Source organism: Mucilaginibacter myungsuensis (genome assembly GCF_015222005.1).
In the GTDB taxonomy this organism is placed as follows: domain Bacteria; phylum Bacteroidota; class Bacteroidia; order Sphingobacteriales; family Sphingobacteriaceae; genus Mucilaginibacter; species Mucilaginibacter myungsuensis.
This window is the reverse complement of record NZ_JADFFL010000001.1, coordinates 115,239-137,508: the sequence shown is the minus strand read 5'-3', so window position 1 is coordinate 137,508 and position 22,270 is coordinate 115,239. Positions and strand designations below refer to the sequence as shown.

At 43.9% G+C, this 22,270-nt stretch carries 21 protein-coding genes; 10 read left to right on the top strand and 11 right to left on the bottom strand.

Going from position 1 to position 22,270, the window contains the following annotated elements; genetic code table 11:
* Positions 1-44: 44 nt before the first annotated feature.
* Complete coding sequence (locus IRJ16_RS00635; RefSeq protein WP_194109584.1) at positions 45-1,241, bottom strand: pyridoxal phosphate-dependent aminotransferase; 1,197 nt, start codon at positions 1,239-1,241, stop codon at positions 45-47.
* Positions 1,242-1,333: 92 nt separating this feature from the next.
* Entirely contained in the window at positions 1,334-1,735 is a 402-nt protein-coding gene (locus IRJ16_RS00630) for a DUF1573 domain-containing protein (RefSeq protein WP_194109583.1), read from the bottom strand.
* 152 nt (positions 1,736-1,887) lie between these two features.
* On the opposite strand from IRJ16_RS00630, the gene IRJ16_RS00625 reads away from it, so the two are divergent.
* From IRJ16_RS00625 to IRJ16_RS00610, 4 genes are all read left to right on the top strand, one after another.
* Entirely contained in the window at positions 1,888-4,320 is a 2,433-nt protein-coding gene (locus IRJ16_RS00625) for an alpha-ketoacid dehydrogenase subunit alpha/beta (RefSeq protein WP_194109582.1), read from the top strand.
* Between the two features lie 27 nt (positions 4,321-4,347).
* Positions 4,348-5,061, top strand: a complete 714-nt coding sequence (locus tag IRJ16_RS00620; protein WP_194109581.1) for a hypothetical protein — start codon at positions 4,348-4,350, stop codon at positions 5,059-5,061.
* 45 nt (positions 5,062-5,106) lie between these two features.
* Entirely contained in the window at positions 5,107-5,688 is a 582-nt protein-coding gene (locus IRJ16_RS00615) for a nitroreductase family protein (RefSeq protein WP_194109580.1), read from the top strand.
* 279 nt (positions 5,689-5,967) lie between these two features.
* Positions 5,968-6,792 (top strand): murein L,D-transpeptidase catalytic domain family protein, encoded by an 825-nt coding sequence (locus IRJ16_RS00610; RefSeq protein ID WP_194109579.1) that lies wholly within the window; start codon positions 5,968-5,970, stop codon positions 6,790-6,792.
* 60 nt (positions 6,793-6,852) lie between these two features.
* Here the strand turns inward: IRJ16_RS00610 and IRJ16_RS00605 are convergent, their stop codons facing one another.
* Positions 6,853-8,394, bottom strand: coding sequence for a L,D-transpeptidase scaffold domain-containing protein (locus tag IRJ16_RS00605; RefSeq protein WP_194109578.1), 1,542 nt, complete (start codon positions 8,392-8,394; stop codon positions 6,853-6,855).
* Positions 8,395-8,534: 140 nt separating this feature from the next.
* Between IRJ16_RS00605 and IRJ16_RS00600 the strand changes: the two genes are divergently transcribed.
* Positions 8,535-9,041, top strand: coding sequence for a DinB family protein (locus IRJ16_RS00600; protein WP_194109577.1), 507 nt, complete (start codon positions 8,535-8,537; stop codon positions 9,039-9,041).
* Between the two features lie 44 nt (positions 9,042-9,085).
* Here the strand turns inward: IRJ16_RS00600 and IRJ16_RS00595 are convergent, their stop codons facing one another.
* Positions 9,086-11,257 (bottom strand): glutamine synthetase III family protein, encoded by a 2,172-nt coding sequence (locus IRJ16_RS00595; protein ID WP_194109576.1) that lies wholly within the window; start codon positions 11,255-11,257, stop codon positions 9,086-9,088.
* Positions 11,258-11,792: 535 nt separating this feature from the next.
* On the opposite strand from IRJ16_RS00595, the gene IRJ16_RS00590 reads away from it, so the two are divergent.
* The 3 genes from IRJ16_RS00590 to IRJ16_RS00580 all read left to right on the top strand — a co-directional run bounded on the left by IRJ16_RS00590 (position 11,793) and on the right by IRJ16_RS00580 (position 14,531).
* Positions 11,793-12,854: a porin gene (locus IRJ16_RS00590; protein ID WP_194109575.1), complete on the top strand. Its 1,062-nt coding sequence runs from the start codon at positions 11,793-11,795 to the stop codon at positions 12,852-12,854.
* 92 nt (positions 12,855-12,946) lie between these two features.
* Positions 12,947-13,525: a DUF4468 domain-containing protein gene (locus IRJ16_RS00585; protein ID WP_194109574.1), complete on the top strand. Its 579-nt coding sequence runs from the start codon at positions 12,947-12,949 to the stop codon at positions 13,523-13,525.
* A gap of 148 nt (positions 13,526-13,673) precedes the next feature.
* A complete protein-coding gene (locus IRJ16_RS00580; RefSeq protein ID WP_194109573.1) occupies positions 13,674-14,531 on the top strand; it encodes a TonB family protein in 858 nt (285 codons plus the stop codon).
* Positions 14,532-14,579: 48 nt separating this feature from the next.
* Here IRJ16_RS00580 and IRJ16_RS00575 read toward each other — a convergent pair whose 3' ends face one another.
* From IRJ16_RS00575 to IRJ16_RS00560, 4 genes are all read right to left on the bottom strand, one after another.
* The gene (locus tag IRJ16_RS00575) at positions 14,580-15,203 is read right to left on the bottom strand and encodes an RNA-binding domain-containing protein (protein ID WP_194109572.1); all 624 of its coding nucleotides are present in this window, start codon (positions 15,201-15,203) and stop codon (positions 14,580-14,582) included.
* Between the two features lie 15 nt (positions 15,204-15,218).
* Positions 15,219-15,674 carry a GNAT family N-acetyltransferase gene (locus IRJ16_RS00570; protein ID WP_194109571.1) on the bottom strand — a complete coding sequence of 152 codons (456 nt, stop codon included), beginning with the start codon at positions 15,672-15,674 and terminating at the stop codon, positions 15,219-15,221.
* Complete coding sequence (locus IRJ16_RS00565; protein WP_194109570.1) at positions 15,671-16,141, bottom strand: DUF4442 domain-containing protein; 471 nt, start codon at positions 16,139-16,141, stop codon at positions 15,671-15,673. The genes IRJ16_RS00570 and IRJ16_RS00565 overlap by 4 nt, the downstream gene beginning before the upstream one ends.
* Before the next feature lie 113 nt (positions 16,142-16,254).
* A complete protein-coding gene (locus tag IRJ16_RS00560) occupies positions 16,255-16,542 on the bottom strand; it encodes a hypothetical protein (RefSeq protein ID WP_194109569.1) in 288 nt (95 codons plus the stop codon).
* A 106-nt stretch (positions 16,543-16,648) separates the two neighbouring features.
* On the opposite strand from IRJ16_RS00560, the gene IRJ16_RS00555 reads away from it, so the two are divergent.
* On the top strand, positions 16,649-17,518 hold the full coding sequence (locus IRJ16_RS00555; RefSeq protein ID WP_194109568.1) for an OmpA/MotB family protein: 870 nt from the start codon (positions 16,649-16,651) through the stop codon (positions 17,516-17,518).
* 98 nt (positions 17,519-17,616) lie between these two features.
* On the opposite strand, the gene IRJ16_RS00550 is transcribed toward IRJ16_RS00555, so the two are convergent.
* Positions 17,617-18,078 (bottom strand): DUF4268 domain-containing protein, encoded by a 462-nt coding sequence (locus IRJ16_RS00550; RefSeq protein WP_194109567.1) that lies wholly within the window; start codon positions 18,076-18,078, stop codon positions 17,617-17,619.
* 50 nt (positions 18,079-18,128) lie between these two features.
* Here IRJ16_RS00550 and IRJ16_RS00545 point away from each other — a divergent pair, with 50 nt between their 5' ends.
* The gene (locus IRJ16_RS00545) at positions 18,129-19,604 is read left to right on the top strand and encodes an alpha-L-fucosidase (RefSeq protein ID WP_194109566.1); all 1,476 of its coding nucleotides are present in this window, start codon (positions 18,129-18,131) and stop codon (positions 19,602-19,604) included.
* 130 nt (positions 19,605-19,734) lie between these two features.
* Here IRJ16_RS00545 and IRJ16_RS00540 read toward each other — a convergent pair whose 3' ends face one another.
* Both IRJ16_RS00540 and IRJ16_RS00535 read right to left on the bottom strand, forming a co-directional pair.
* Complete coding sequence (locus IRJ16_RS00540) at positions 19,735-21,141, bottom strand: tetratricopeptide repeat protein (protein ID WP_194109565.1); 1,407 nt, start codon at positions 21,139-21,141, stop codon at positions 19,735-19,737.
* Positions 21,142-21,147: 6 nt separating this feature from the next.
* Positions 21,148-22,266 carry a tetratricopeptide repeat protein gene (locus tag IRJ16_RS00535; protein WP_194109564.1) on the bottom strand — a complete coding sequence of 373 codons (1,119 nt, stop codon included), beginning with the start codon at positions 22,264-22,266 and terminating at the stop codon, positions 21,148-21,150.
* Between the last annotated feature and the right edge of the window lie 4 nt (positions 22,267-22,270).

Below are 22,270 nucleotides of genomic sequence, written 5' to 3'. Positions count from 1 at the left end.
TACCTATTTACTTGACTTGAGACTTTCGACTTCGGACTCAAGACTTAAACCCTCCCGGGATATACCTTCAGCGCTTGCTCTAAACACTCCATCGCATTTTCCAGATCGGTAGCATTCAATACATACGCCATACGCACCTCGTTGCTGCCTGCGCCAGGTGTGCTGTAGAAACCTGTAGCGGGTGCCATCATTACCGTTTGGTTGTTATGCTCAAAGCTCTCCAGCATCCATTGGCAAAACTTATCCGCATTATCTATCGGGAATTTAGCTACCACATAAAATGCGCCGCCCGGGTTAGGGCAAAATACGCCGTCCATTTTATTAAGGGCACTAACTAAGATATCACGACGTTTTGTATATTCTACGTTCACTTTTTCAAAATAGCTGTCAGGGGTATCCACAGCAGCTTCACCTGCTATCTGTTCCACCATACCCGGACTCAACCTCGCTTGCGCGAATTTCAATCCGGCGGCTATCACGGCTTTATTCTTGGTGATCATGCAACCTAAACGGGCACCGCAGGCGCTGTAACGCTTGCTTACGGTATCCATCACGATCACGTTGTCGTCAATACCGTCCATGTGCATTGGCGAAATAAATTCACGGCCATCGTAGCAGAACTCGCGGTAAGCTTCGTCGCTGAAAATGTACAGGTCATATTTTATGGCCAGTTCTTTCAGGGCGTTCAGCTCGTCTTTACTATATAAGTAACCGGTCGGGTTGTTAGGGTTACAGATGATGATCGCCTTGGTTTTATCAGTGATCAGCTTTTCAAACTCGCTGATAGGAGGCAGGGCGAAGCCGTTATCTATATAAGATAATATCGGTTTAACCACAATATCGCTCTCGCAGGCAAAGCCGTTATAATTAGCGTAGAAAGGTTCAGGGATGATCACCTCATCACCCGGGTCAAGGCAAGCCATCATGGCTATGGTTATCGCTTCAGACCCACCAACGGTTACTATAATATCCTGTGGTGCAATGTTATAACCAAGTTTATTATAGTATTCAGTTAACTTGGTCCGGTAAGATAATGTTCCCTCTGATGGGGTATAGGCCCACACGTCAAAATCGACATTCTTGATCGCGTTCAGCATGCCTTCCGGCGTTTCGATATCGGGCTGACCGATATTCAGGTGGTAAACTTTTTTACCGGCTTGTTTAGCTTTATCGGCAAACGGAGTTAACTTACGGATAGGCGATGCAGGCATATGCTGCCCTTTGCTTGATATTTTTGGCATAGGGCAAAATTAGTAAAAATTACCGACCGCCATAAACAAACAAAGGCCTCCGGAACTAACCGAAGGCCTTTGCCAATATTGTATTTAACAAATTACTTGCTCGATGTAGCAGGTGCAGCTACAACCTCGCCACTAATGTAAAGGATCTTAGTAGGGGTTGCCGCGTTAGAGGTTACTGTAACAGTCTTATTAAAAGGCGCTACCACAGCAGCGCTGTAAGTGATCTTGATAATACCTTTTTCTCCTGGTTTAACAGGGGTTTTGGTGTAATCGGCAGCGGTACAGCCACAAGCTGGGGTAACTGCAGTAAGGATCAGGGGTTCTTTACCAACGTTAGCGAACTCGAAAGTAGTAGTAACTGGTTTACCCTGAGTGATCTTGCCGAAGTCGTGCTTTTCTTCGTTGAATTTGAATTCGGCCTTAGCACTCTCTTGTGCCGAAGCTGTAAATGCGAAACCTAACACTACAGCACAAAGTATAATTAACTTTTTCATTTCTTTTTGGGGTTTGATTATTACAAAGATAAAAGGTTTAACCATATATCAAATAACATTCGTGTATCCATTTTGTTCAGTCCGATAAATATGTTGTGCATTCGGTTTACAAAATAGAATTTCCTACTTTTACCCCGTAAACAGAATATAATATGCCCGAAGCCACTATACAAGCTACCACCCGGTTCGACGCATCTGAGCTTAGTTTCGACGAGTTCAGCAAGATAGTTTTGAACGATTACCGTATCGGTGTCGAAAGTCGCCAGGCCAGTATATTGGGCCGCCGCGAGGTTTTGACCGGTAAAGCCAAGTTCGGCATTTTTGGCGACGGCAAAGAGGTGGCGCAATTGGCTATGGCCAAGGCTTTTAGAAACGGCGATTGGCGCGCGGGTTACTACCGAGACCAAACATTTATGTTCGCTACAGGCATGAGCGATCTGAAGAAATTCTTTGCGCAATTGTACTCGCACCCCGATGTTGAAAAAGAACCAGCATCGGCAGGCAGGCAAATGAATTGCCATTACGCTACGCGTTTTGTTGACGCGGATGGTAACTGGGTGAACCAGGCCGAAACGATGAATTGCTCGTCGGATATTTCTACCACGGGCGGGCACATGCCGCGCCTTTTAGGTTTGGCTTACGCATCAAAACTGTATCGAGATAATCCTGAATTAGCATATTTAAGTAATTTTTCGGTAAATGGTAATGAGGTAGCTTTTGGTACCATAGGTAACGGGGCAACATCCGAAGGCATTTTTTTCGAGACCATCAACGCCGCCGGCGTGTTACAAGTCCCCATGGCGCTTTCTATATGGGATGATGCTTATGCGATATCGGTCCCGGCGAGTTTGCAAACAACTAAAGAAGATATATCCGAGATATTAAAAGGTTTCCAGCGCGAGGAGGGGACTAACGGGTTAGAGATATTTAAAGTACGCGGATGGGACTATGTAGCTCTTTGCGATACTTATGAGCGTGCCATTGCCGTTTGCCGTAACGAACACGTTCCTGTACTGATACACGTGGTAGAGATGACCCAACCACAAGGCCATTCTACATCAGGATCTCACGAGCGTTATAAATCTAAAGAACGCCTGAACTGGGAAGCCGAACACGACTGCCTGCTGCAAATGCGTAAATGGATGATCAGCGCGGCCATCAGTACCGACGAGGAATTGGACGAACTGGAAGCTACGGCTAAAAAGACTGTCCGCGAATTTCAGCGCTTGGCCTGGGATGAATATCACGACGAGATAAAGAACGAGATGACCGAGGCATCTACCATGATCAATGCTTTATCGCTCAACTCGGATAAAGGCGCCGAGCTGCAGCAGATAGCCACTACGATGGAGGGCACAGTAGATCCCGGTCGTGGCGAGATCATATCTGCAGTGCGTAAAGCCTTACGTGTGAGCATTGCCGATAGCAGCGAAGAGAAACAACAATTAAAAGATTGGTTAACTGCCCAAAACGCGCTTAACTACGAGCGTTATAATGCCAAGTTGTTCAGTAACACACCATCGTCGCCATTAAAAGTACCGGTTGTTGCACCGATATACGATGCTGAACCGAAGTTTATCGACGGCAGGGAAATTTTGAACGCTTGCTTTGACGCCAACTTTGAGCGCGATAAAAAAATAGTAGCCTTCGGTGAAGACCTTGGCGCTATTGGCGACGTTAATCAAGGTTTTGCCGGATTGCAAGCCAAGTACGGCGATATCCGCATCAGCGATACCGGCATCCGCGAATCGACCATTATTGGGCAGGGGATGGGCTTAGCCATGCGCGGCCTTAGGCCAATTGCCGAGATACAATATCTTGACTACCTCATCTGGGCTATCACCGTTTTAAGTGACGATATTTCGAGCTTAAGCTACCGTACTTATGGTGGCCAAAAAGCGCCGGTAATTGTCCGCACGCGAGGGCATCGTTTAGAAGGTGTATGGCATTCAGGTTCGCCTATGGGCGTGATCCTGAACAGTATGCGTGGCATCCACGTTTGCGTTCCGCGTAATATGACCCAAGCAGCCGGTATGTACAATACTTTATTAAGGGGCGACGAACCGGCCATTGTGATAGAAAGCCTGAACGGTTACCGCCTGAAAGAGAAATTACCGACCAATATTGGCGACTTTACCGTTCCGTTGGGCGTTGCCGAGGTGATGCGCGAAGGTAGCGATATCACCATCGTTAGCTACGGTTCTACTTTACGTATCGTTATGGAAGCCGCTGCCGAACTGGAGGGTATGGGCATCAACGTCGAAGTGATAGATCCGCAAACACTATATCCTTTTGATAAGGAACACACTTGCATCAACTCGCTAAAAAAGACCAGCAAGATCCTGATTGTTGACGAAGATATCCCGGGTGGTGGTTCGGCCTATATCCTGCAACAGATCCTGGAAAAACAAGGTGGTTATTATTTATTGGATGCACATCCAAAAACACTTTGCGCCAAAGAACACCGTACACCCTACGGATCAGACGGCGACTACTTCACCAAACCATCGCATGATGACGTGGTAGAGACGGTTTACAACATGATGAACGAAGCTAACCCGGGTAAGTATCCGGCGATCTATTGATCATTAAATTTTTATTATTGAATAGGAATGAAGACGATATTGATCAGCGCTTTGTTCCTATTCTTTTTTACGGGGATATTCGCACAGTATCCTATTGAGAAATATCCGGCGATAAAATACGATACGGTAAACATAAAACATGGTGAAGATAAGCGTGCTGAAGGATTTACTGGAATAGCACGGTATAAAGATTACGAAATAAAATTTCTCGGAAGTCAATTATCTGACAGTTCCAATATTCTACTTTATCATAAAGGCCGTGTGATAAAAAAGATAAAGTTAGAGGTAGATATCGCCAATATATTTCTAACGTCGCCGATCTTTATTGCAGACATAGACGGAAATGGGCTTTTAGATTTTAAGATAGATATGCCAAATGACGGTAGTGGGAATGCTGCCAATTACGAAACCAAAATTTATTTATTTAATAAGGGATCAAACAGGTTTGATGCATTTTCGTTTTACGATCTATTTTCAAATTTAGAACGGGATATCGACCATGATGGCAGTTATGAGATTATCGGTCAAGTTTATCATCGGTACAGAGGACATGCTTATTATGTGTTTGACCTTTATAGTTATCGAAAGGGGAAACTTTCTAACGTAAGTTCAAAATTTTCTTATCCAATAGCAGTTCAGTATTTATGGGAACCAACTTATATAAAGACCAATAAGATCCCAACTAAGGTACTTAAAAAGCTTTCTGCAAAAAATCCGACTTATTTAACTTGGTATAAGTGATGTGTAATTTATCGTCTACACAATTTATTTCCTTAATTTCGCCGCATGGAAAATAACAATTTCTCTATCGTATCAAACGCAATAAAGAACCGTCGTAGCATTAAGCCTGCTATGATGAACGGTAACAAAATACCTAACGGACACGTAGCAGCCTTATTAGAGTTGGCTGATTGGGCCCCTAATCACGGCAATACCCAACCTTGGCAATTTGTGGTTTATGCTGATCCGGCTAAATTCTGTGCTCAGCACGCCGAGCTATATCAGCAAAGCAGCACGCCTGAGACTTTTAACCCGACCACCTTTAATAACCTGACAAACATGGGCGAGAAGGTATCGCACATCGTAATTGCCAGCATGAAACGTGGCGATCTGCCGAAGATCCCGGCTTTGGAAGAAGTTATGGCGGCATCTGCAGCAGTGCAGAATTTATTGATCGGTGCTACATCATTAAACATCGCGTCTTTCTGGAGCACTGGTGGTATGACCCTTCGCCCGGAATTTAAGACCTTTTTAGGTTTAGGCGAGGAGGATAACGTATTAGGTCTGCTTTACCTGGGTTACGCAGATGAGCATCCTGAAGGCAAACGCAAAGTACCGGTAGAAGAGAAGATAAAATGGGTTGAGTAAGCCCTGTGCTTAAAACATACTGTACATAATATTAGCCCGGCGTACTATATGCCGGGCTTTTTCGTTTTTATAATATGTTAAACGTTTATATATTAAAACGTGGGTATTCCATCAGTGATAAGTGCTGATATTGAATTGTTAACTAAAAGTAAAATTGATTTCGTTTTAATATGGTCGTTTTGTTTGTAACGATCTTATGCGTATCTTTGACTTAACCTCCTAATGGTAAAACCTTCTTTCGCTATTGTTTAAACACGTTTTTAAAACAAAGGATAAAGTATGAGAAAACACATTTTATGGATGACCTGCGCACTTTGCATCATCTCGGTTTCAGTGATCAGCTTTGGTTTTGCTAAAAAAAGTTCGCTGACCGTTATTGATAGCAGCAACATTAAAACTACTGCTACCGCAAATTCATCAGCCAAGATCAGGTTCGTACAGTATGTGGATGACATCTACTCATCGGCTAAGCTAAAATTTTCGGGCCTTGACTCTGCAGTTTTCGAGAAAGCACTTGTCGGTTATTATAATCTAAAGGTTGCTAACATGTTACCTTTAGCCAGCAGTGTGATCACTGTGGTGGATTTTAACAAGCCAAGCACGCAAAAACGTATGTGGATAGTGGATGTGCTGAACAAAAAGCTTTTGCTGAACACTTGGGTAGCTCACGGACAAGGCAGCGGTAACGATATGGCCGACGCGTTCTCTAACAACAACGAATCGCACCAAAGCAGCCTTGGATTTTATGTGACCGACGATACATACGTTGGCAAGCATGGTCGCTCGTTAAGGTTGAATGGTGTCGATCGTGGTTTTAATGATCAGGCCCGCAATCGCGCTATTGTGCTGCATGCTGCCGATTATGTTAGTCAGGGTACTATTAACCAATTAGGTCGTTTAGGCCGCAGCCATGGTTGCCCGGCAGTTGCACCGGAATTGTGCGATCAGATCATCAACACAGTAAAAAACAAGAACATGCTGTTTATTACAGGTCGCGATCAGCGTTACACTTCAAAGTTTTTGAATGAGGACAGCGCTGCGCAATTTGCCCTGATGAATGATACCAACCCGATAGTTCTTAAAGAAGCTATCGCTCAAAACTAAATTTAAAAGTATCTATAACAAAAAACGCGATGGGTTTTCCCATCGCGTTTTTTGTTGCTTTTAACCCCGGATCAGCTTTTGCAGGTGACCATAAAGTACAATATCTAAACCGTAAACATCCGGCCTGATCTGTATCTGCCCGGCATCATCAACCCAGCCGGTGACGTAGGTTAAGTAAACAGGTACCTTTTTAGGTAGGGCCAGGTCGGTAGGCTGCGATTTATCTTCACCCATAAACTGCTCGATCTTCTGAAATTTCTCCGTACCGTCGCCAAATAGCACACGGGCAAATTCCAAAGGTTTTTCTAAGCGTACACAACCATGGCTAACCGCACGCATCTCTCTGCCGAATGGAGCTTGAGCAGGGGTATCATGTAAATAAACACTGCTTTTATTAGGGAAAAGGAATTTGATCTTGCCTAAAGAGTTATCGCTACCCGGCTGTTGTTTAAAGGAGTATTCAGTACCTGAATTTGCATTCCACTCTATCGTTTCCGGGTCATCTATCAACTTCCCGTCTTTATATACATTAATATTTTTGTTAGCCAGATAGTAGGGATCTTTCTGCGCTTCTACAACTATCTCTTTACTGGCAATACTTACGGGGATATTCCAGATCGGGTTCACCTGCACCATGTTTATCTCACTTGCCAACTGCGGTGTCTCACGCGAGAATGGACGGTCTACCTTATCGCTTTCATCATATTCCACCAAACTATTTTCGGCATCTTTATTACGGCCTTCGCCTACGCAAACCTTCATGTTCAGTTCAGATTTGCCCTGATTCATCACATCCAGCCTGAAGTCGGCTATGTTAACGATCACGTAACGGTCTTGCGTAGGTTTGTTCTTCCAGCGCAGTCGTTCCAAATTGGTCACTAAAGTACGTTGGGTCTCCTCTTTAGTTTGTCCAGTCGCTACAAAACCTTCCATCAACGCCTTTTGCAACGCTACGTAATGTTTATCTTTAGGTTGGATGCTGTCCAGGTAACTTTTAAAGTCTTTTGTGTTCAATGCATTATTCATATACGCGCTATCCGGGCGTGCGGTAGCAGTGTAGTAACGTTGGTATATCTTACGTGGGTTGAACACCCCGAATTGCAGAGCATTTGAGTAACTGATGAGTGATGCGGCCATGGTCATTTCCAGTTCGGCCATATCATGGTAAGCTTCTTCTAAAGTTTTGATGCTTTTTTTGCCGTAGATGTTATTTATCAGCGTATCTATCTTGGCAGCCCTAAACAATGTCGGGTCTAATCCGTGCTCGTTAGACTTATTCAGATATTGCGGCAAGGCTTTAATATCATCGCCCGATAAGTGGTCTAATAATAGGGTGGGGTCGTAACCATTGGCGGCGTAGTGGGCCAGGATTATCTTTGCGTTGGGGAGTTTTGCGCCTTCGCTTTCCAGCATGGCTTTAAATACCGGTTCAAAGCCTTCGGGGGTGACGTCTTTGTAAACCTTGTTCTTGGTTTTGCTATAAAGGTCTTTGCCCATCTCCGAGCGCGACTTTTTACAGCTTTGCATACCGAAGCCAAGGGTCAATAGGAAACATGCGATAAGCGCAAGGCGGCTGAGTTTAGTTTTGTTATGGTTAGTCATTTTGGGATATTTTACGCAGGTGTGATATCAATGTCCGTACCAAGCGTAATTTTGGACATGTTTAAGCGTGAACGGCAATTACTCATCGCAACCGATAGTTGTAAAAGCCATACACTTGATATTTTTTATAGGCCGATCTGATGAAAAACAACCTACCCGAAGTATGGCTCCGAGGCCCGCTCGATAACGTTCCCACATTGTTGCAACCCGTTGCCCACGCGTTACTGCAAGCCCGCGAAGAGTTGAATGAATTAATGCACGACTTTCCCGACGATAAGCTTTGGTTGTCCGTTGCCGCCATGGCATCGCCGGGTTTTCATCTGCAACATTTGACAGGTGTGTTAGATCGTTTATTGACCTACGCCCGAGGCGAATTGCTCAGTGACGAGCAATTGCGATACCTACAGTCCGAAGGGAAAGATCAAAGCAGATCAGTGGAGCAGTTAGTCGACTCGTTCAAAAAGCAAGTCGATATCGCCTTAGCGCAGATCACCTCCACGGATGAGACTATACTTACAAACGTTAGGGGAGTCGGCCGCGCGCAAATACCTTCAACCGTGATCGGTCTGCTTACACACTCGGCCGAGCACACCATGCGACACCTCGGCCAATTGATCGTGACCGTTGCGGTGTTGAGGCAACAATAAACAAAAAGCCCCTCTCCATCGGAGAGGGATTGGGGTGAGGTATCTTATTTAATAAACAGCAGTTCCCTGAATTTTGGCAGTGGCCAAAGGGCGTCGTCTATCAATTGTTCCAACTTATCTACGTGGTAGCGGATGGGAGCGAAGTGCGTTTTTACTTTCTCGTCGTATGCAATGGCGCGGGTGCGTGGGTCTTCCATTACGTTGGCGCGTTTACGCTCGTTGATCAGTTCTTCCACGTTGGTTTTAATGAAATTAACGTGTTCGCCTATGCGACCGATCACATCCATCTGCGCGGCGTACATTTCTTTGTCGAAACCAAGTTCTTTTAACCCGCGCACGTTCTCTACCAGTTTAGATTGATAGTTGATGGCCGCCGGGATGATGGTATTGTTCACCAGCTCGCCGATCACGCGGGCCTCTATCTGTAGTTTTTTAAAGAAACTCTCTAACAATATCTCGTGACGGGCATGCGCTTCGCGGCGGTTGTAAACGCCGGTCTCGTCAAACAGGCGTTGGGTCTTTTCAGATATCAGCACATCCAGCGCTTTTGGCGTGGTCTTAAAGTTGTTTAATCCGCGTGCGGCTGCTTCTTTTTCCCAATCTTCGCTGTAACCGTTGCCTTCAAAGCGGATAGATTTCGACTCTTTAATGTAACGTTTAATAACCGTCAATAAGGCCACATCTTTTTTCTCGCCTTTGCGGATCAGCTTATCAACGTCGGATTTGAATTTTTTCAGCTGATCAGCAACGATCAAATTCAATATCGTCATTGGGTCGGCCGAATTGGCTGAAGAGCCGACTGCCCTCAACTCAAATTTGTTGCCGGTGAACGCGAACGGCGAAGTACGGTTACGGTCGGTATTGTCCTGTAAGATCTGAGGGATCTTAGGGATGCCCTGCCATAACATGCTATCGTCTTTAATTTTTTTGCTGATGCGCGATGTTTCTATCTCGTCCAGCACATCATTCAGCTGCGTGCCCAGGAATATCGATATGATGGCCGGCGGCGCTTCGTTAGCGCCCAAACGATGGTCATTATTTACTGATGCTATCGACGCGCGTAGCAGGTCGGCATGCTCAAAAACCGCTTTAATGGTATTCACAAAAAAGGTAAGGAACATCAGATTGTTCTTTGGCGTTTTGCCCGGCGACAACAAGTTCTTGCCCGTATTAGTGATCAGCGACCAGTTATTGTGCTTGCCTGATCCGTTCAGGCCGGCATAAGGTTTCTCGTGCAGTAATACCTTAAAGTTATGGCGTTTGGCTACGCGATCCATCAGGTCCATCAACAGTTGGTTGTGGTCAATAGCCAGGTTGATCTCTTCGTAAATAGGCGCGCACTCAAATTGCGATGGCGCAACCTCGTTGTGGCGGGTCTTCAGTGGGATACCCAGACATAACGCCTCGGTCTCCATATCCTGCATGTAAGCGTAAACCCGCTCAGGTATCGAACCAAAGTAATGATCCTCTAACTGCTGGCCTTTGGCCGACATATGGCCGAACAGTGTACGGCCGGTCATATACAGATCGGGGCGCGCATTAAATAAGGCAAGGTCAACCAAAAAGTACTCCTGCTCTATACCTAACGATGCATTTACCTTTTCGATGCTTTTATCAAAGTAGTGGCAAACATCAACGGCAGCTTTATCCAGCACATTCAATGCCTTTAATAAAGGTGCTTTATAATCTAATGCCTCGCCTGTGTAGGAAACAAAAACGGTTGGGATACAAAGTGTCCGCCCCATAATAAAAGCCGGCGACGACGGATCCCAGGCGGTATAACCCCGGGCCTCGAAAGTATTGCGGATACCACCACTCGGGAAGCTTGACGCATCCGGCTCTTGCTGGGCAAGCGCGTCGCCGCTAAAGCGTTCGATCGCGCCATCGGGCGTAGGCTCAAAAAATGCGTCGTGTTTCTCAGCTGTAGATCCGGTCAGCGGTTGAAACCAGTGGGTGTAGTGCGTAGCGCCTTTGCTCATGGCCCAGCTTTTCATCGCTGATGCTATTTGTTCTGCCGTTTCGCGGGGGATAGGTTCGCCATCGTTAGTAGAACTCAGGACCGTTTTAAAAGCCTCGGCAGAGAGGTAATCCTTTAACTTCTTATGATCAAAAACATTTATGCCAAAATAGTCGGATATTTTAGTAGAAGGCATCTTTACCTCCGGAATCGTACGCGAAAGAGCGGTTTCCAGTGCTTTGAAACGAAAATTTGTCATTTTTTAGGTGTATTGATCATCAAAAATAACTTATCCCGCCTTAAAAGCGTCATTATGTAGCCAAAAATTCTCTTCATTTTGAGATGATCGGTCCTTTCTAAAAATAAGTCATTGCGCGCGCTCAGATCTTGGAAATATTGATACAATATCTTATAAAACCCAATTAAATTTTGCCAATATCGAATTAACGGATAGGTAATTTCCTATTTCACTCAAATTTCATTATTAATAATGCAAAAAGAATGTTTTTTTGATATTGTTTTTTGTAAATTTTATAAAAGTGCTATCATTTTAATAGATTTTGTATAGTAAATTTTGCTTTTGTGGTACTTCAGATCTATTTTCATGAAATATTTATAAAATTAACTGTCATTAATTAACAATTATTCGATTTTGATTTAAATTTTTGACGTTTTTGTAAATAAAACACAAATAATTAGGAATATAACCCGTTCAGTAACGGCGTTTTGAGCCTTGAAAACTGTAAATAACTCAACAAACAATAAAATAAATAACCTTAACAATTAAAAACATGATGAAAAGCAAACTTTTACTTTTACTTTCTCTTACGGCAGCAACATTTGCCGCAAACGCACAGGAAAAAACCGACCCACCATTGACCATTGGCGGTTCTGTCGACACCTATTACAAATACGATTTCTCCGGCCATAATAACATCCCTACAAGTTTCGCTTCAGATCAAAATTCTTTTTCGATAGGTATGGTTAACCTTTTTGCGAAAAAGAAAGTTGGTAAGGCATCATTTGTTGGTGATCTTTCTTTTGGTCCACGTGGTCAGTACCAATCGGTACCTAATGGCGATGGTGCCACTAATAACGCTGCAAACTCATTCCACATCCAAAACTTGTATGTTGCTTATGATCTTACCGATAAATTAAGCGTGACCGCCGGTTACATGGCTACCTTTGTTGGTTACGAGGTTATCTCGCCGGTAGGTAACTTTAACTACTCTACTTCGTATCTGTTCACCAATGGTCCGTTCCAAAATGCCGGTGCTAAATTCACTTATGCATTTTCTGATAAAGTAAGCTTGTCGGCAGGTCTCTATAACGACCTTTGGAACGTTTACACCGCTGCAAGCAAGATCAACACCATCGGTACCCAGTTAATGGTCGCTCCGGTTAAAGGCTGGACCGCTTATGTTAACTTCCTTACCGGCCCTGCATCAGGTACCGTTGTTGACTTAACAACGTCTTACCAGATCACCGAAGCATTTAAATTGGGCGTGAACGCTGCCAACTTCGATGCGCCTAAATCTCCTGCCGGTCCACGTGGCGGTTACGTTGGTGCCGCTCTTTACCCTCAATTGGCTGTATCATCTGCTGTAAGCTTTGGTTTACGTGCCGAGTACTTCAAAACCAAAGACGGTGTTTGGGTAACAGCTGGCCCTGCTGCTAACGAGAGCGTTACTGCGTTCACTTTATCAGCTAACATTAAAGGTGGCCCGCTTACCTTCATCCCTGAGGTTAGGTTGGACAACGCGTCTAAAGAGGCAACATCTATTTTCACTAACAAAAACGGTGTAGCTACCAAATCAGCTTCGCAATTTGGCTTAGCTGCTGTGTACGCATTCTAATACTGAATTTAAATAGACAAAACCGCCTTCAGGGATATTCCCGGGGCGGTTTTTGTTTTTACGTATTCTGTTAAAACGCTATAATTGTAGCAATGAAAAAGATCCTGATCGCGATAGCTGTATTGCTCAGCGGCAAAATAGCATCGGCCCAAAAAGAATTGGTTACGCTTGACGAGCATAACAAATACATATTTTATAAAGTGAGCGAAACACCCGGCCTACCCGGCGATACGCTTTATAACCGTTTGCTAAGGGGACTAAACCAAAGCAAACGTTTTGGAAAGTTAAAAATGGACACCAAAGCCGGGAACAACATTGCCATTAAAAGCTCATTTTTGATCTACACCAGCGCTAACCTGGCTAAGCACGAAGCGGGCGAAGTCAATTATACGTTAAATGCCGAGGTTAAAGAAGGTAAGTACCGTTACTGGCTGACCGACTTTGTGTTTTATCCTTACGAACGTACGCGCTACGGTGTGTATGCTAAAAAACCGGGAGTAGACTACACTTTTGAGCAACTAAAAGCGAAAGTAGGGGAGCGGGAGTTTAGTATTTATTTAGATCAGATAGCTAAACTTGGTATAGAGATAGGCGAACAAATGACGTTTTACACAGCCGACCCTGAAAAAAAAGCTACTGAACCTGTTAAGGTAGATACCAAAAAATGGTAACTAAATTATTAGTTTGAAAATATTTGAATAAAAATATTAACGAAATGACAAATAAATCTGATAACTAATAAATTAGTTTGAAAAGTGTTTTTAGTAATAATTTGATTGACTTACAGTCCGTTAAATATTAAATTAAAATTCACTTATCATGCTATTTTCAAACAATGATCTTTACAAGGGCGAGTGGCTCGATCTTGTATTCAAAAACCGCAACCACAATTACGGCGCGTACACCCTAAGGCAAGAGAACGACAACTTGATGATAAAAGCCGTCACCGGGACCTTTTTAGCCTTTGCGCTATTCGGCATTACGGCAACGGTTATTGCCAGAAGCAAGCCGCTGATCCCGACCACTAAAACTACTATAATTGAGACCAAGATCCCGGACGATGTGGTTTACGAAATGAAACAACCGAAGGAGTTGCCGAAGCCTAAAACAGTTGATCAACCCGCCCAACAACCTAAACAGGTAAACACACCAAGTGTACAAACGCAGGTATTTGTTACACCTAAACCTGTGCCAGATGATAAGGCCGAGGTTATCGAAGCTTTAAAAGAGGATGTTGCGGTGTCGAATGTGGCAAACAACGAAGGTACTAAAGGGCAACTTAACGCAACACCCGGCAACGGTGGCGACGATAAAGGCCTGGCATCTGAAGGCACCGGCACAGTTGATAATGGCGTAGCCGAGATCTACACCGTACAAGTAATGCCCGAACCCGTAGGCGGCATGGAGGCCTGGAACAAATTTTTGCAGAAAACTTTACGTTACCCATCCGTTGCGCAAGAGAATGGTATCAGCGGCAAAACCTTCCTGAGTTTTATTATCGAGAAGGACGGCACCATAACCGATATACAGGTGGTGAGGAAAGCAGGCAATGGTTTCGACGAGGAATCGACCCGGGTACTGCGCCTGGCCAAACCCTGGAAACCCGGCATACAAAATGGCAAAGCGGTAAGGGTACGTTATACATTGCCTATCAATTTCCAGATAGAGGCTAATTAAACATAGGCAGCGCCCGGCCTGAACAAACACGGACCGGGCGTTGCTATATTACATGGCTGTATAATATTCTTCCTTTTCGGATGTGTGGATACTGATCACACCAGAAAGTGCCAGATCAACCAGTATCCGCTGAGCTTTTTTACGACTGATGGATAGCAGATCGCAAAACTGCTTTATATCTATACGGGTATGTTCTTGCAAATAACTTAACAAGGTGCGCTCATTGGCCGAATATTCGATCAGTACACCGGTATCATCGCCAGAGCGCTTCAACACGTCGACCACGATCTTACTGGCCAATACGCTTTTATCCAGCACCCGTACGTAAACCCACCATTTGCCATCATCGCCAAGGGCATAGTGCGGTTTGGTGTCGCTCTCTTTAATGTTTGCGATGAGTACCAATTTGTCATCAACATACACCTCTTCGAAAATAGGCTCAACTGCCGGGCGCACGTAATGGGTCGCCGTGCGGCTGATCATGTATTTTTCTTCCTCTTCAAACTTAACGCCTTTGATAGAGCCGTCGTCGGCCACGCCGATCAGCAAGCGGCCACCTTTGTTGTTGGCAAAAGCCACCAGCGTTTTGGCTATCTTCTCGTGCCGCGTTATCGTCTTCTTAAAATCCAGAGAAACGCCTTCGCCTTCTGCTATCAACCGTTTAATGTTCATGCCGTTCCTCTTTTTTTATTGACTAATGTAAGGAGTAAATACCTCCATCCATAGTTCGGGTTTACTAATGGCGGTAAAGCCAAATTGTTTATACAGTCCGTGCGCGTCGGCCGTAGCCAAACTCCACCTGCGGATTCCTTGCAGATCGGGATGCGCCCTAATGGTTTGCATCAACCATTTAGAAAGCCCCACGCCACGATGGTCCTCTAATATAAACACATCGCAGATATAAGCAAAGGTGGCCTTATCGGTCACCACCCGGGCAAAACCGGCTTGTGCTGTCACCTTAAAAACACCAAAGCATAACGAGTTTGCGATGGCTTTGTCCAGTTTTTCGCGCGGGATGCCTTTAGCCCAGTAAGATCGCTGGTCCAGGTATTTGTGGATCGCGTCCACGTCCAGCAGATCAACATCGTTAGATATATGGTAGCGCTTCTTTGCAAAGGCATCATCGTTCATAATTACTTTCATTCGGCAGGGATATCTAATTTACGTACGTAAGCTTCAACTTGTACATTTACGCATACCTCGTTATGCCTGTTCAGCATCTCTATGTGGAAGGTACGGATGAATTTACCATTACTGTTCAGCATGCGTTCAGCATCGGCAATGGTCTGATCATCAATATCGATATCAAAATGCAGATCGGTATGTGCAGGCTTTAAATATTGTATCTCGGCCGATTTAAGCCAAACGATCACCCGGTAGCCTTTGCGCAAAAATATCTGGTGGAATAACAGTGGATACCAGGGGTCAGCCGTAGCGAATAAGGTGCCGCCGAAGATGCTGTTGTTGTAATTTTTGTTGAGTAAACTTTTACGTACAACAATGCTTGCACCCTTAAAATCTTTTTTGAACCGCTTTACCCAAATGCGCTGCAACAGCAGGGGAGGGTATAACCGTAAAGCCCATTTTAAAACCCACTCAGATACCAGCATGATGGTTAAATATCACTAAAAAACGGCCAACCGCAAATTTTAGCTACCTACAAAAATGTCATTATAAGTTATAAAAACGTAAATAACACTAAACAAAGCACTTAAAAAAGGGGTTATACAAGCAGATAACAGAACATTAACATAAAACATACACCCATGAAAAAGAGATTTTTGAGTTTCGCGCTTGTCGCGGCGATTGTAGGATCAATGGCGGCTGCCGGTTGCAGCAGCGCCGAAAAAGCGGCTTCTGACTCTGATAGCACCATGGCGGATTCATCTGCTATGGCTAAAGATACATCTGCAACAACAGATTCTGCCGCCAGAGACACTACCAAGACACCACCGATGTAATTGAACATCAGTAAATTATAAAAATGGCCATTCTGTTGCAGGGTGGCCATTTTTTGTTCTGGTCTAAAATTTGCGAGAGGTGTGCATCAAACTTTATTGTTTTTAATGAGTTTGATAAAAAAGCTAATTAGAAATTCTACCTAAAAATTAATTGTTATGAAACTTAGAATATGGTTACCATCACTGCTCATCACCGCCGCGATGGCTCAGGGCTGTGTAAGCTCTAAAAAGTACAAAGAGTTACAAGCTACTTACGATCGTTTACAAAAAGATACGGAAGGCTTGAATTATAAATTCCTGACGAGCGAAAAAAATCTGGCCGTTGCCAACGGACGGATCACAAGCTTAGATCAGGCCATAGCGTCTGAAAAAGCCAACGCCCGCCAACTGCAGGAAGCATTGAACAAATGTTTGAATAGCAGCAGCCAGGGCAACGTCAACATCAGTAAACTGGTGGACGAGATCAACAGCTCTAATAAATACATTCAGCAACTGGTTAACGCCAAAAACAAAAGCGACTCGCTTAACATGGTGCTCACCAACAACCTGACCCGCTCGTTGAGCCAGTCTGAAATGAAGGATGTAGATGTGAAGGTTTTGAAAGGGGTGGTTTATGTTTCGCTATCGGATAACATGCTGTATAAATCTGGCAGTTACGAGATATCTGATAAAGCCGGAGAGACCCTGAGCAAGATATCCAAGATCATTAAAGATTACGCAAATTACGATGTGCTGATCGAGGGTAATACAGATAATGTGCCCATTGCGCTGAAAAATATTCGTAGTAATTGGGATCTGAGCGCATTGCGGGCTATCTCTGTTGTAACTGCTTTGCAAACCAATTATGGCGTAGATCCAAAACGTTTAACAGCAGGCGGCAGGGGTGAGTATAACCCGATAGCTGACAACTCTACAGAAGCCGGAAAAATGCAGAACAGGCGTACCCAGATCATCATCACTCCAAAACTGGATCAGTTTATGGATCTGATCGGTAAAGCTCCTGAAAAAGCAGCCGAAACCAAATAATTACAAACTGTAAAATAACACCTAAAAAGCACGTTTTTTTTTAACGAAAAACGTGCTTTTTTGGTACACGAATTTTAATCATTTAGCTTAGAGGCTGTCTATTTCAGCGCATCAAAACTATACTTTGCAACGCTCCAAAACTCATCTAATGCGATGATGCGCGGCTTAAAAAAGCTGATCAGTTTTGGCCAATCTTCGCGGTTATAAATGCTGGTTTTAGGTAACTCGGTGTAGATACGACTGATTATCTTACCTGCTAAATCCTGATGATGTAACTCCCAGGTCCAGTCTTCATTCAGGTAGCCGTTCAGTATATTTCTTAGCTCAGCAAATTGTTCATAAAACAACTCCTGGATACCTGTATCATAATGAGTTATCTCGATAGCGATACGCGCCGAACGGTTCTCAGCCTCCATACGGAAGTAGACGAACTTGATGCCGGTCTTATAGTTTATCCAGTTCACTTTATCACCGTCAGCGCCAAGTATCGGGCGCAGGTATCTGCCCAATGTGGTCCAAAATTCTTGTCGTAATTGCGCCGCCTCTGCTTTCGAAAACATGTGCAATAATAGATATTAACTGTTAAATTAGCCTGATATACCAACCTGATATGAGAAAATTGATACCATTACTTTTGTTAGCGCCCTTAGCGTCAGGCAGTTTCGCGCAAGCACCGCCAAAACCATTTGGGCCTTTGCCAACGAAAACCCAGCTGGCCTGGCAAGAAACAGAGATGTATTGCCTGATCCACTTTGGCCCGGATACCTTTACTGACAAAGAATGGGGCTACGGTGACGAAGATCCCAAACAATTCAACCCCGAAAAATTTGATGCTATGCAGATCGTTGGCGCGGCTAAAGCAGGTGGTTTTAAGGGTATTATAGTTGTAGCCAAACATCACGATGGCTTTTGCATGTGGCCAACTAAGACCACCGAACATAATATCAGCAAAAGCCCCTATAAGAACGGTAAGGGCGATATCTTGAAAGAATATCGCCAGGCTTGCGATAAGTTAGGTATAAAAATGGGCGTTTATTGTTCCCCATGGGACAGGAATAGTCCGCTTTACGGTAAGCCTGAATATGTTACTGATGTGTACCGCAAGCAGTTAGATGAGTTATATACCAATTACGGTCCGCTATTTATGACCTGGCATGATGGCGCCAACGGTGGAGACGGCTATTACGGCGGCGCTAAAGAGGTCCGCAAGATAGACCGTTCTACCTACTATGGATGGAATGATACCTGGGGCATAGCCCGCAAATTGCAGCCTGGAGCGGCCATTTTTGGCGATGTAGGTCCTGACGTACGTTGGGTAGGTAACGAGGCAGGAAAAGCCGGTGAGACCAGCTGGGCGACTTATACACCGCATGCTCCGGAAGCCGGCAAAGAGCCTGGAAACGGCTTTGTGCTTGATAAGGAAGGTATTGAAGGCCATCGTGACGGTAAGTTTTGGATGCCGGCCGAATGCGATGTGCCGCACAGACCGGGCTGGTTCTATCATAAAAACCAGGATGATAAGGTTAAAAGCCCTGAAACACTGATGAATATCTATTTTGCCAGCGTTGGGAGAGGGGCTGCGCTGGATCTTGGCATAGCTCCTGATCAAAATGGTTTGCTGGTGCCGGGAGATGTCGCTTCCCTTAAAGGATTTGGTGACGCATTAAATACAATGTTCAAAAATAATTTCGCCAAAGATGCCAAAATTGTGGTCAGTAACATTCGCAGTAAAAATGCCGCTAAATATGGTCCCAAACTTCTATTAGATAAAGATAGATACAGTTATTGGGCAACCGACGATAATGTTAAAACGCCTGAATTAGACTTAAATTTATTATCCGAAAAAACTTTTGACGTTATCCAACTTCGTGAAAATATCAAACTCGGCCAGCGTATTGATGCTGTTGCAATTGATGTTTGGAATGACAACAAGTGGCAGCAAGTTGCTTCGGCTACAAGCATTGGTGCAAACCGTTTAATAAAATTAACATCACCGGTAACTACAAATAAAGTCCGTTTGCGTGTGACTAATGCTGCAGCAAGCATCGCCTTAAGCGACTTTGGACTTTATAAGTATCCTTTTTAATCCAGCTTTTTATATCGAATATCTGTCGCAGCAAAACTGTATTTGCAGATATTTGATTTTTATATAATTATTATTATGTTAAATAATATCAACAAAAAGAAAGAGGCCATATTTCATGGCCTCTCCTATATTATTTACCAGCTGCTTTAGCAGCTTCTATCTTTTGTTTAATCTCTGTTGCTTTAGCAGTGTTCTTTGTGCCGATATAGTAGTTCCTTAAGTTGTTCAAAGCACTAACATCATTCGGTTTCATTTCTACCGCTTTTAATAAAAATGGTTTTGCTATTTCAAACAGTTCAGCTGACTTTTTCTCGGTAGCTGCAAATTCCTTAGCATTCTCGATAGGAATTTTTGGGGCTGCATAGTAAAGTTCGATAGCAGGAATGTTTAACACGTAACCTAAGTTCAATAAGCCATCATAATCGTTGGGGTCTATCTCTAACAATTTGCGGTAAGTATCTTCAGCTTTTTTCAAGTTCTCGTCACGTATTTGTGTCTGAGTAGCTATAGATGCGGCGAAATCTGTACCCTCGGCTTTTGCCGGAGCAGCAGCAGCGGCTGGTGCTTTAGCACCCTTAGGTGTAACTTTAGGTTTGCCTGCTGTGGTTGCAGCTTTCTTATTGTCTTCTTTTCTTTTCGCTTCAGCAGCATCTTTTAAAGACATCAGTTTATTGTTAGCTTCATCTCCTATTTGGGTATATAAAAGACCGGCGTATTGATAGTAGGTCTTATTTTTAGGATCAGCAGCTAAAGCGCTTTCAATTTTACCTAAAACCTCTCTTTGTTTACCCATGCGTAAATTCAGATCTATCAAAAATCTGTTAAAGTCTAATTGCTTCGGGTATTTGGCGATCGCTTCTTCTAACGTTTTAAGAGCGCTTAACGAGTCGGCGTTGGTCTTTTTTTGCAGATAGAAATTAGTAACGTCCGAATAAACACCTTCTTTTTGGCTATAACCGGTGGTTAATAGTTTGGTATAGTTAGCAATTGCCGCATCATAGTTTTGATAGTTCGATGCTGCTAAACCAGTGTAGTATATAGCAGTAGTATCTTCCGGCCTTAGGGTCCTGTAATGATCAAAAGACTTGTAAGCTGCTTCGAAGTTTTTAGCTTCATATTCTTTAACACCTGAGTTCATAGAATATTGCGCCAGATTGATGCCTGCGTTCTCTACAATCACTTTAAATTCGCCTTTAGTATCTAATTCTTTGGCTTTCTTCAATGCCTCATCAGATGTTGCGAACAGTTTTTTAGATGACTCCGGCTTGTCATCATTCAACGCCAATGCTGCGTAAATACCTGCTCTAAGCGCAAAAGTTTTAGGCAAAGTAGCAGTTTTTTCGTGGACAGAAGCCTTATCAATAGAAGACTTTGCGTTATCCAAGGCACTAATGGCAAGTTTAGCCATCGTTTGTTGGGTCTTCATGGTCTCGTACTTGTTCAGATCATTTTGGGCGCTGGTCAGTTCGCTGTTCTGAGCAACCGCGGTCATGGTGGCCAAGCCCAACAGGCCCGTCGTTAAAAACTTAATATTCATGGTCAATTAATTGGTTAACTGTTTTAATTTGTTGTTTACCTTATCTAATTGGGATCGGTTCCCCTGTTTTGTGTACACTATCTGCAATAAATTTAAGCATTTGGCATCATACGGCGATATCTCGTTCGCTTTTTCCAGCCATTGCCCCGCACGCACCAGGTCTTTAGTTGCCGTCGAATCCTTTTTTATAGCGCTTGAACGTAAATATAACACACCTAAGTTAAACACAGGCTCATAAAAAACCTCGTTCAGATCTATAGTGCGTAAATAAAGTGATTCGGCTTGCTCAAACTTATCTAACCGGTCGTAACAGTTAGCTGCGATGAATGCAATATCAGCATTATTTGGATTACCGTCAAGCAGTTGTGGTAATAAGGGTTCTAAAGCTTTGTAGTCCTTTTTATTATTGTAAATATTGGCCTCTTCTAACAGCAACGTACGATCGTTGGGTAACAACTTCCTCCCCTTTTGCAGCACTTGCAATGCCCTGGCGGTATCCCCTACCGATCGGTACGTGTTTGCCGCCGCTTCCACATATTCAGCACGGATGGTATCTGTATTCAGTAATATCGTATAATAACGTGCAGCCTCCTGGATATTACCCAAACGCCCGTTAGCATAAGCGATATAAGCGTTGAGTTGCTTAAACGATGGCGCATACTTCTGCGCCATTTTAAACGATGCCAGCGCATTTGTATAGTCCTTCCCTTTTTCCATGTGCAAAAAGCCATACCTGATGTAGGTATTGGCCAGGCACCGCGCCGCGAAATTCATCTCCGTTTGATACTTGTAGATCTTGCGTTGACGGGCAAGATTATCGTAATGCTCGGTAGTTGTTCTTAAAAACGTTGGCGGGTTACCCAGTTTGTTGATAGGGTCATTGTACAAGATGGCCGTGTAGATAATGGTCTTGTAAATGTTCTTTTGAAGATCGGCCGAATCTTTTCTGGTTTTGATCAGGCTATCTACGGTCTTTCGGGCGACGCTCAGGAATTTAAGATCCTGATTTTTCTTGTAACTCGCCAGGTTGTTCACTGCATTCTTTAGCGCTTCTGACTGGCAGAAGGCTAAAGATGAAGTGAGCATTAGTACAATTACCGAAAATGTTATTTTACGGTTGATCATAGTT

Excerpts from the sequence above, each read along its gene's own strand:
- IRJ16_RS00635 (WP_194109584.1), bottom strand. The coding sequence starts at position 1,241 with ATGCCAAAAATATCAAGCAAAGGGCAGCATATGCCTGCATCGCCTATC.
- IRJ16_RS00630 (WP_194109583.1), bottom strand. The coding sequence starts at position 1,735 with ATGAAAAAGTTAATTATACTTTGTGCTGTAGTGTTAGGTTTCGCATTT.
- IRJ16_RS00625 (WP_194109582.1), top strand. The coding sequence starts at position 1,888 with ATGCCCGAAGCCACTATACAAGCTACCACCCGGTTCGACGCATCTGAG.
- IRJ16_RS00620 (WP_194109581.1), top strand. The coding sequence starts at position 4,348 with ATGAAGACGATATTGATCAGCGCTTTGTTCCTATTCTTTTTTACGGGG.
- IRJ16_RS00615 (WP_194109580.1), top strand. The coding sequence starts at position 5,107 with ATGGAAAATAACAATTTCTCTATCGTATCAAACGCAATAAAGAACCGT.
- IRJ16_RS00610 (WP_194109579.1), top strand. The coding sequence starts at position 5,968 with ATGAGAAAACACATTTTATGGATGACCTGCGCACTTTGCATCATCTCG.
- IRJ16_RS00605 (WP_194109578.1), bottom strand. The coding sequence starts at position 8,394 with ATGACTAACCATAACAAAACTAAACTCAGCCGCCTTGCGCTTATCGCA.
- IRJ16_RS00600 (WP_194109577.1), top strand. The coding sequence starts at position 8,535 with ATGAAAAACAACCTACCCGAAGTATGGCTCCGAGGCCCGCTCGATAAC.
- IRJ16_RS00595 (WP_194109576.1), bottom strand. The coding sequence starts at position 11,257 with ATGACAAATTTTCGTTTCAAAGCACTGGAAACCGCTCTTTCGCGTACG.
- IRJ16_RS00590 (WP_194109575.1), top strand. The coding sequence starts at position 11,793 with ATGAAAAGCAAACTTTTACTTTTACTTTCTCTTACGGCAGCAACATTT.
- IRJ16_RS00585 (WP_194109574.1), top strand. The coding sequence starts at position 12,947 with ATGAAAAAGATCCTGATCGCGATAGCTGTATTGCTCAGCGGCAAAATA.
- IRJ16_RS00580 (WP_194109573.1), top strand. The coding sequence starts at position 13,674 with ATGCTATTTTCAAACAATGATCTTTACAAGGGCGAGTGGCTCGATCTT.
- IRJ16_RS00575 (WP_194109572.1), bottom strand. The coding sequence starts at position 15,203 with ATGAACATTAAACGGTTGATAGCAGAAGGCGAAGGCGTTTCTCTGGAT.
- IRJ16_RS00570 (WP_194109571.1), bottom strand. The coding sequence starts at position 15,674 with ATGAAAGTAATTATGAACGATGATGCCTTTGCAAAGAAGCGCTACCAT.
- IRJ16_RS00565 (WP_194109570.1), bottom strand. The coding sequence starts at position 16,141 with ATGCTGGTATCTGAGTGGGTTTTAAAATGGGCTTTACGGTTATACCCT.
- IRJ16_RS00560 (WP_194109569.1), bottom strand. The coding sequence starts at position 16,542 with ATGGCCACCCTGCAACAGAATGGCCATTTTTATAATTTACTGATGTTC.
- IRJ16_RS00555 (WP_194109568.1), top strand. The coding sequence starts at position 16,649 with ATGAAACTTAGAATATGGTTACCATCACTGCTCATCACCGCCGCGATG.
- IRJ16_RS00550 (WP_194109567.1), bottom strand. The coding sequence starts at position 18,078 with ATGTTTTCGAAAGCAGAGGCGGCGCAATTACGACAAGAATTTTGGACC.
- IRJ16_RS00545 (WP_194109566.1), top strand. The coding sequence starts at position 18,129 with ATGAGAAAATTGATACCATTACTTTTGTTAGCGCCCTTAGCGTCAGGC.
- IRJ16_RS00540 (WP_194109565.1), bottom strand. The coding sequence starts at position 21,141 with ATGAATATTAAGTTTTTAACGACGGGCCTGTTGGGCTTGGCCACCATG.
- IRJ16_RS00535 (WP_194109564.1), bottom strand. The coding sequence starts at position 22,266 with ATGATCAACCGTAAAATAACATTTTCGGTAATTGTACTAATGCTCACT.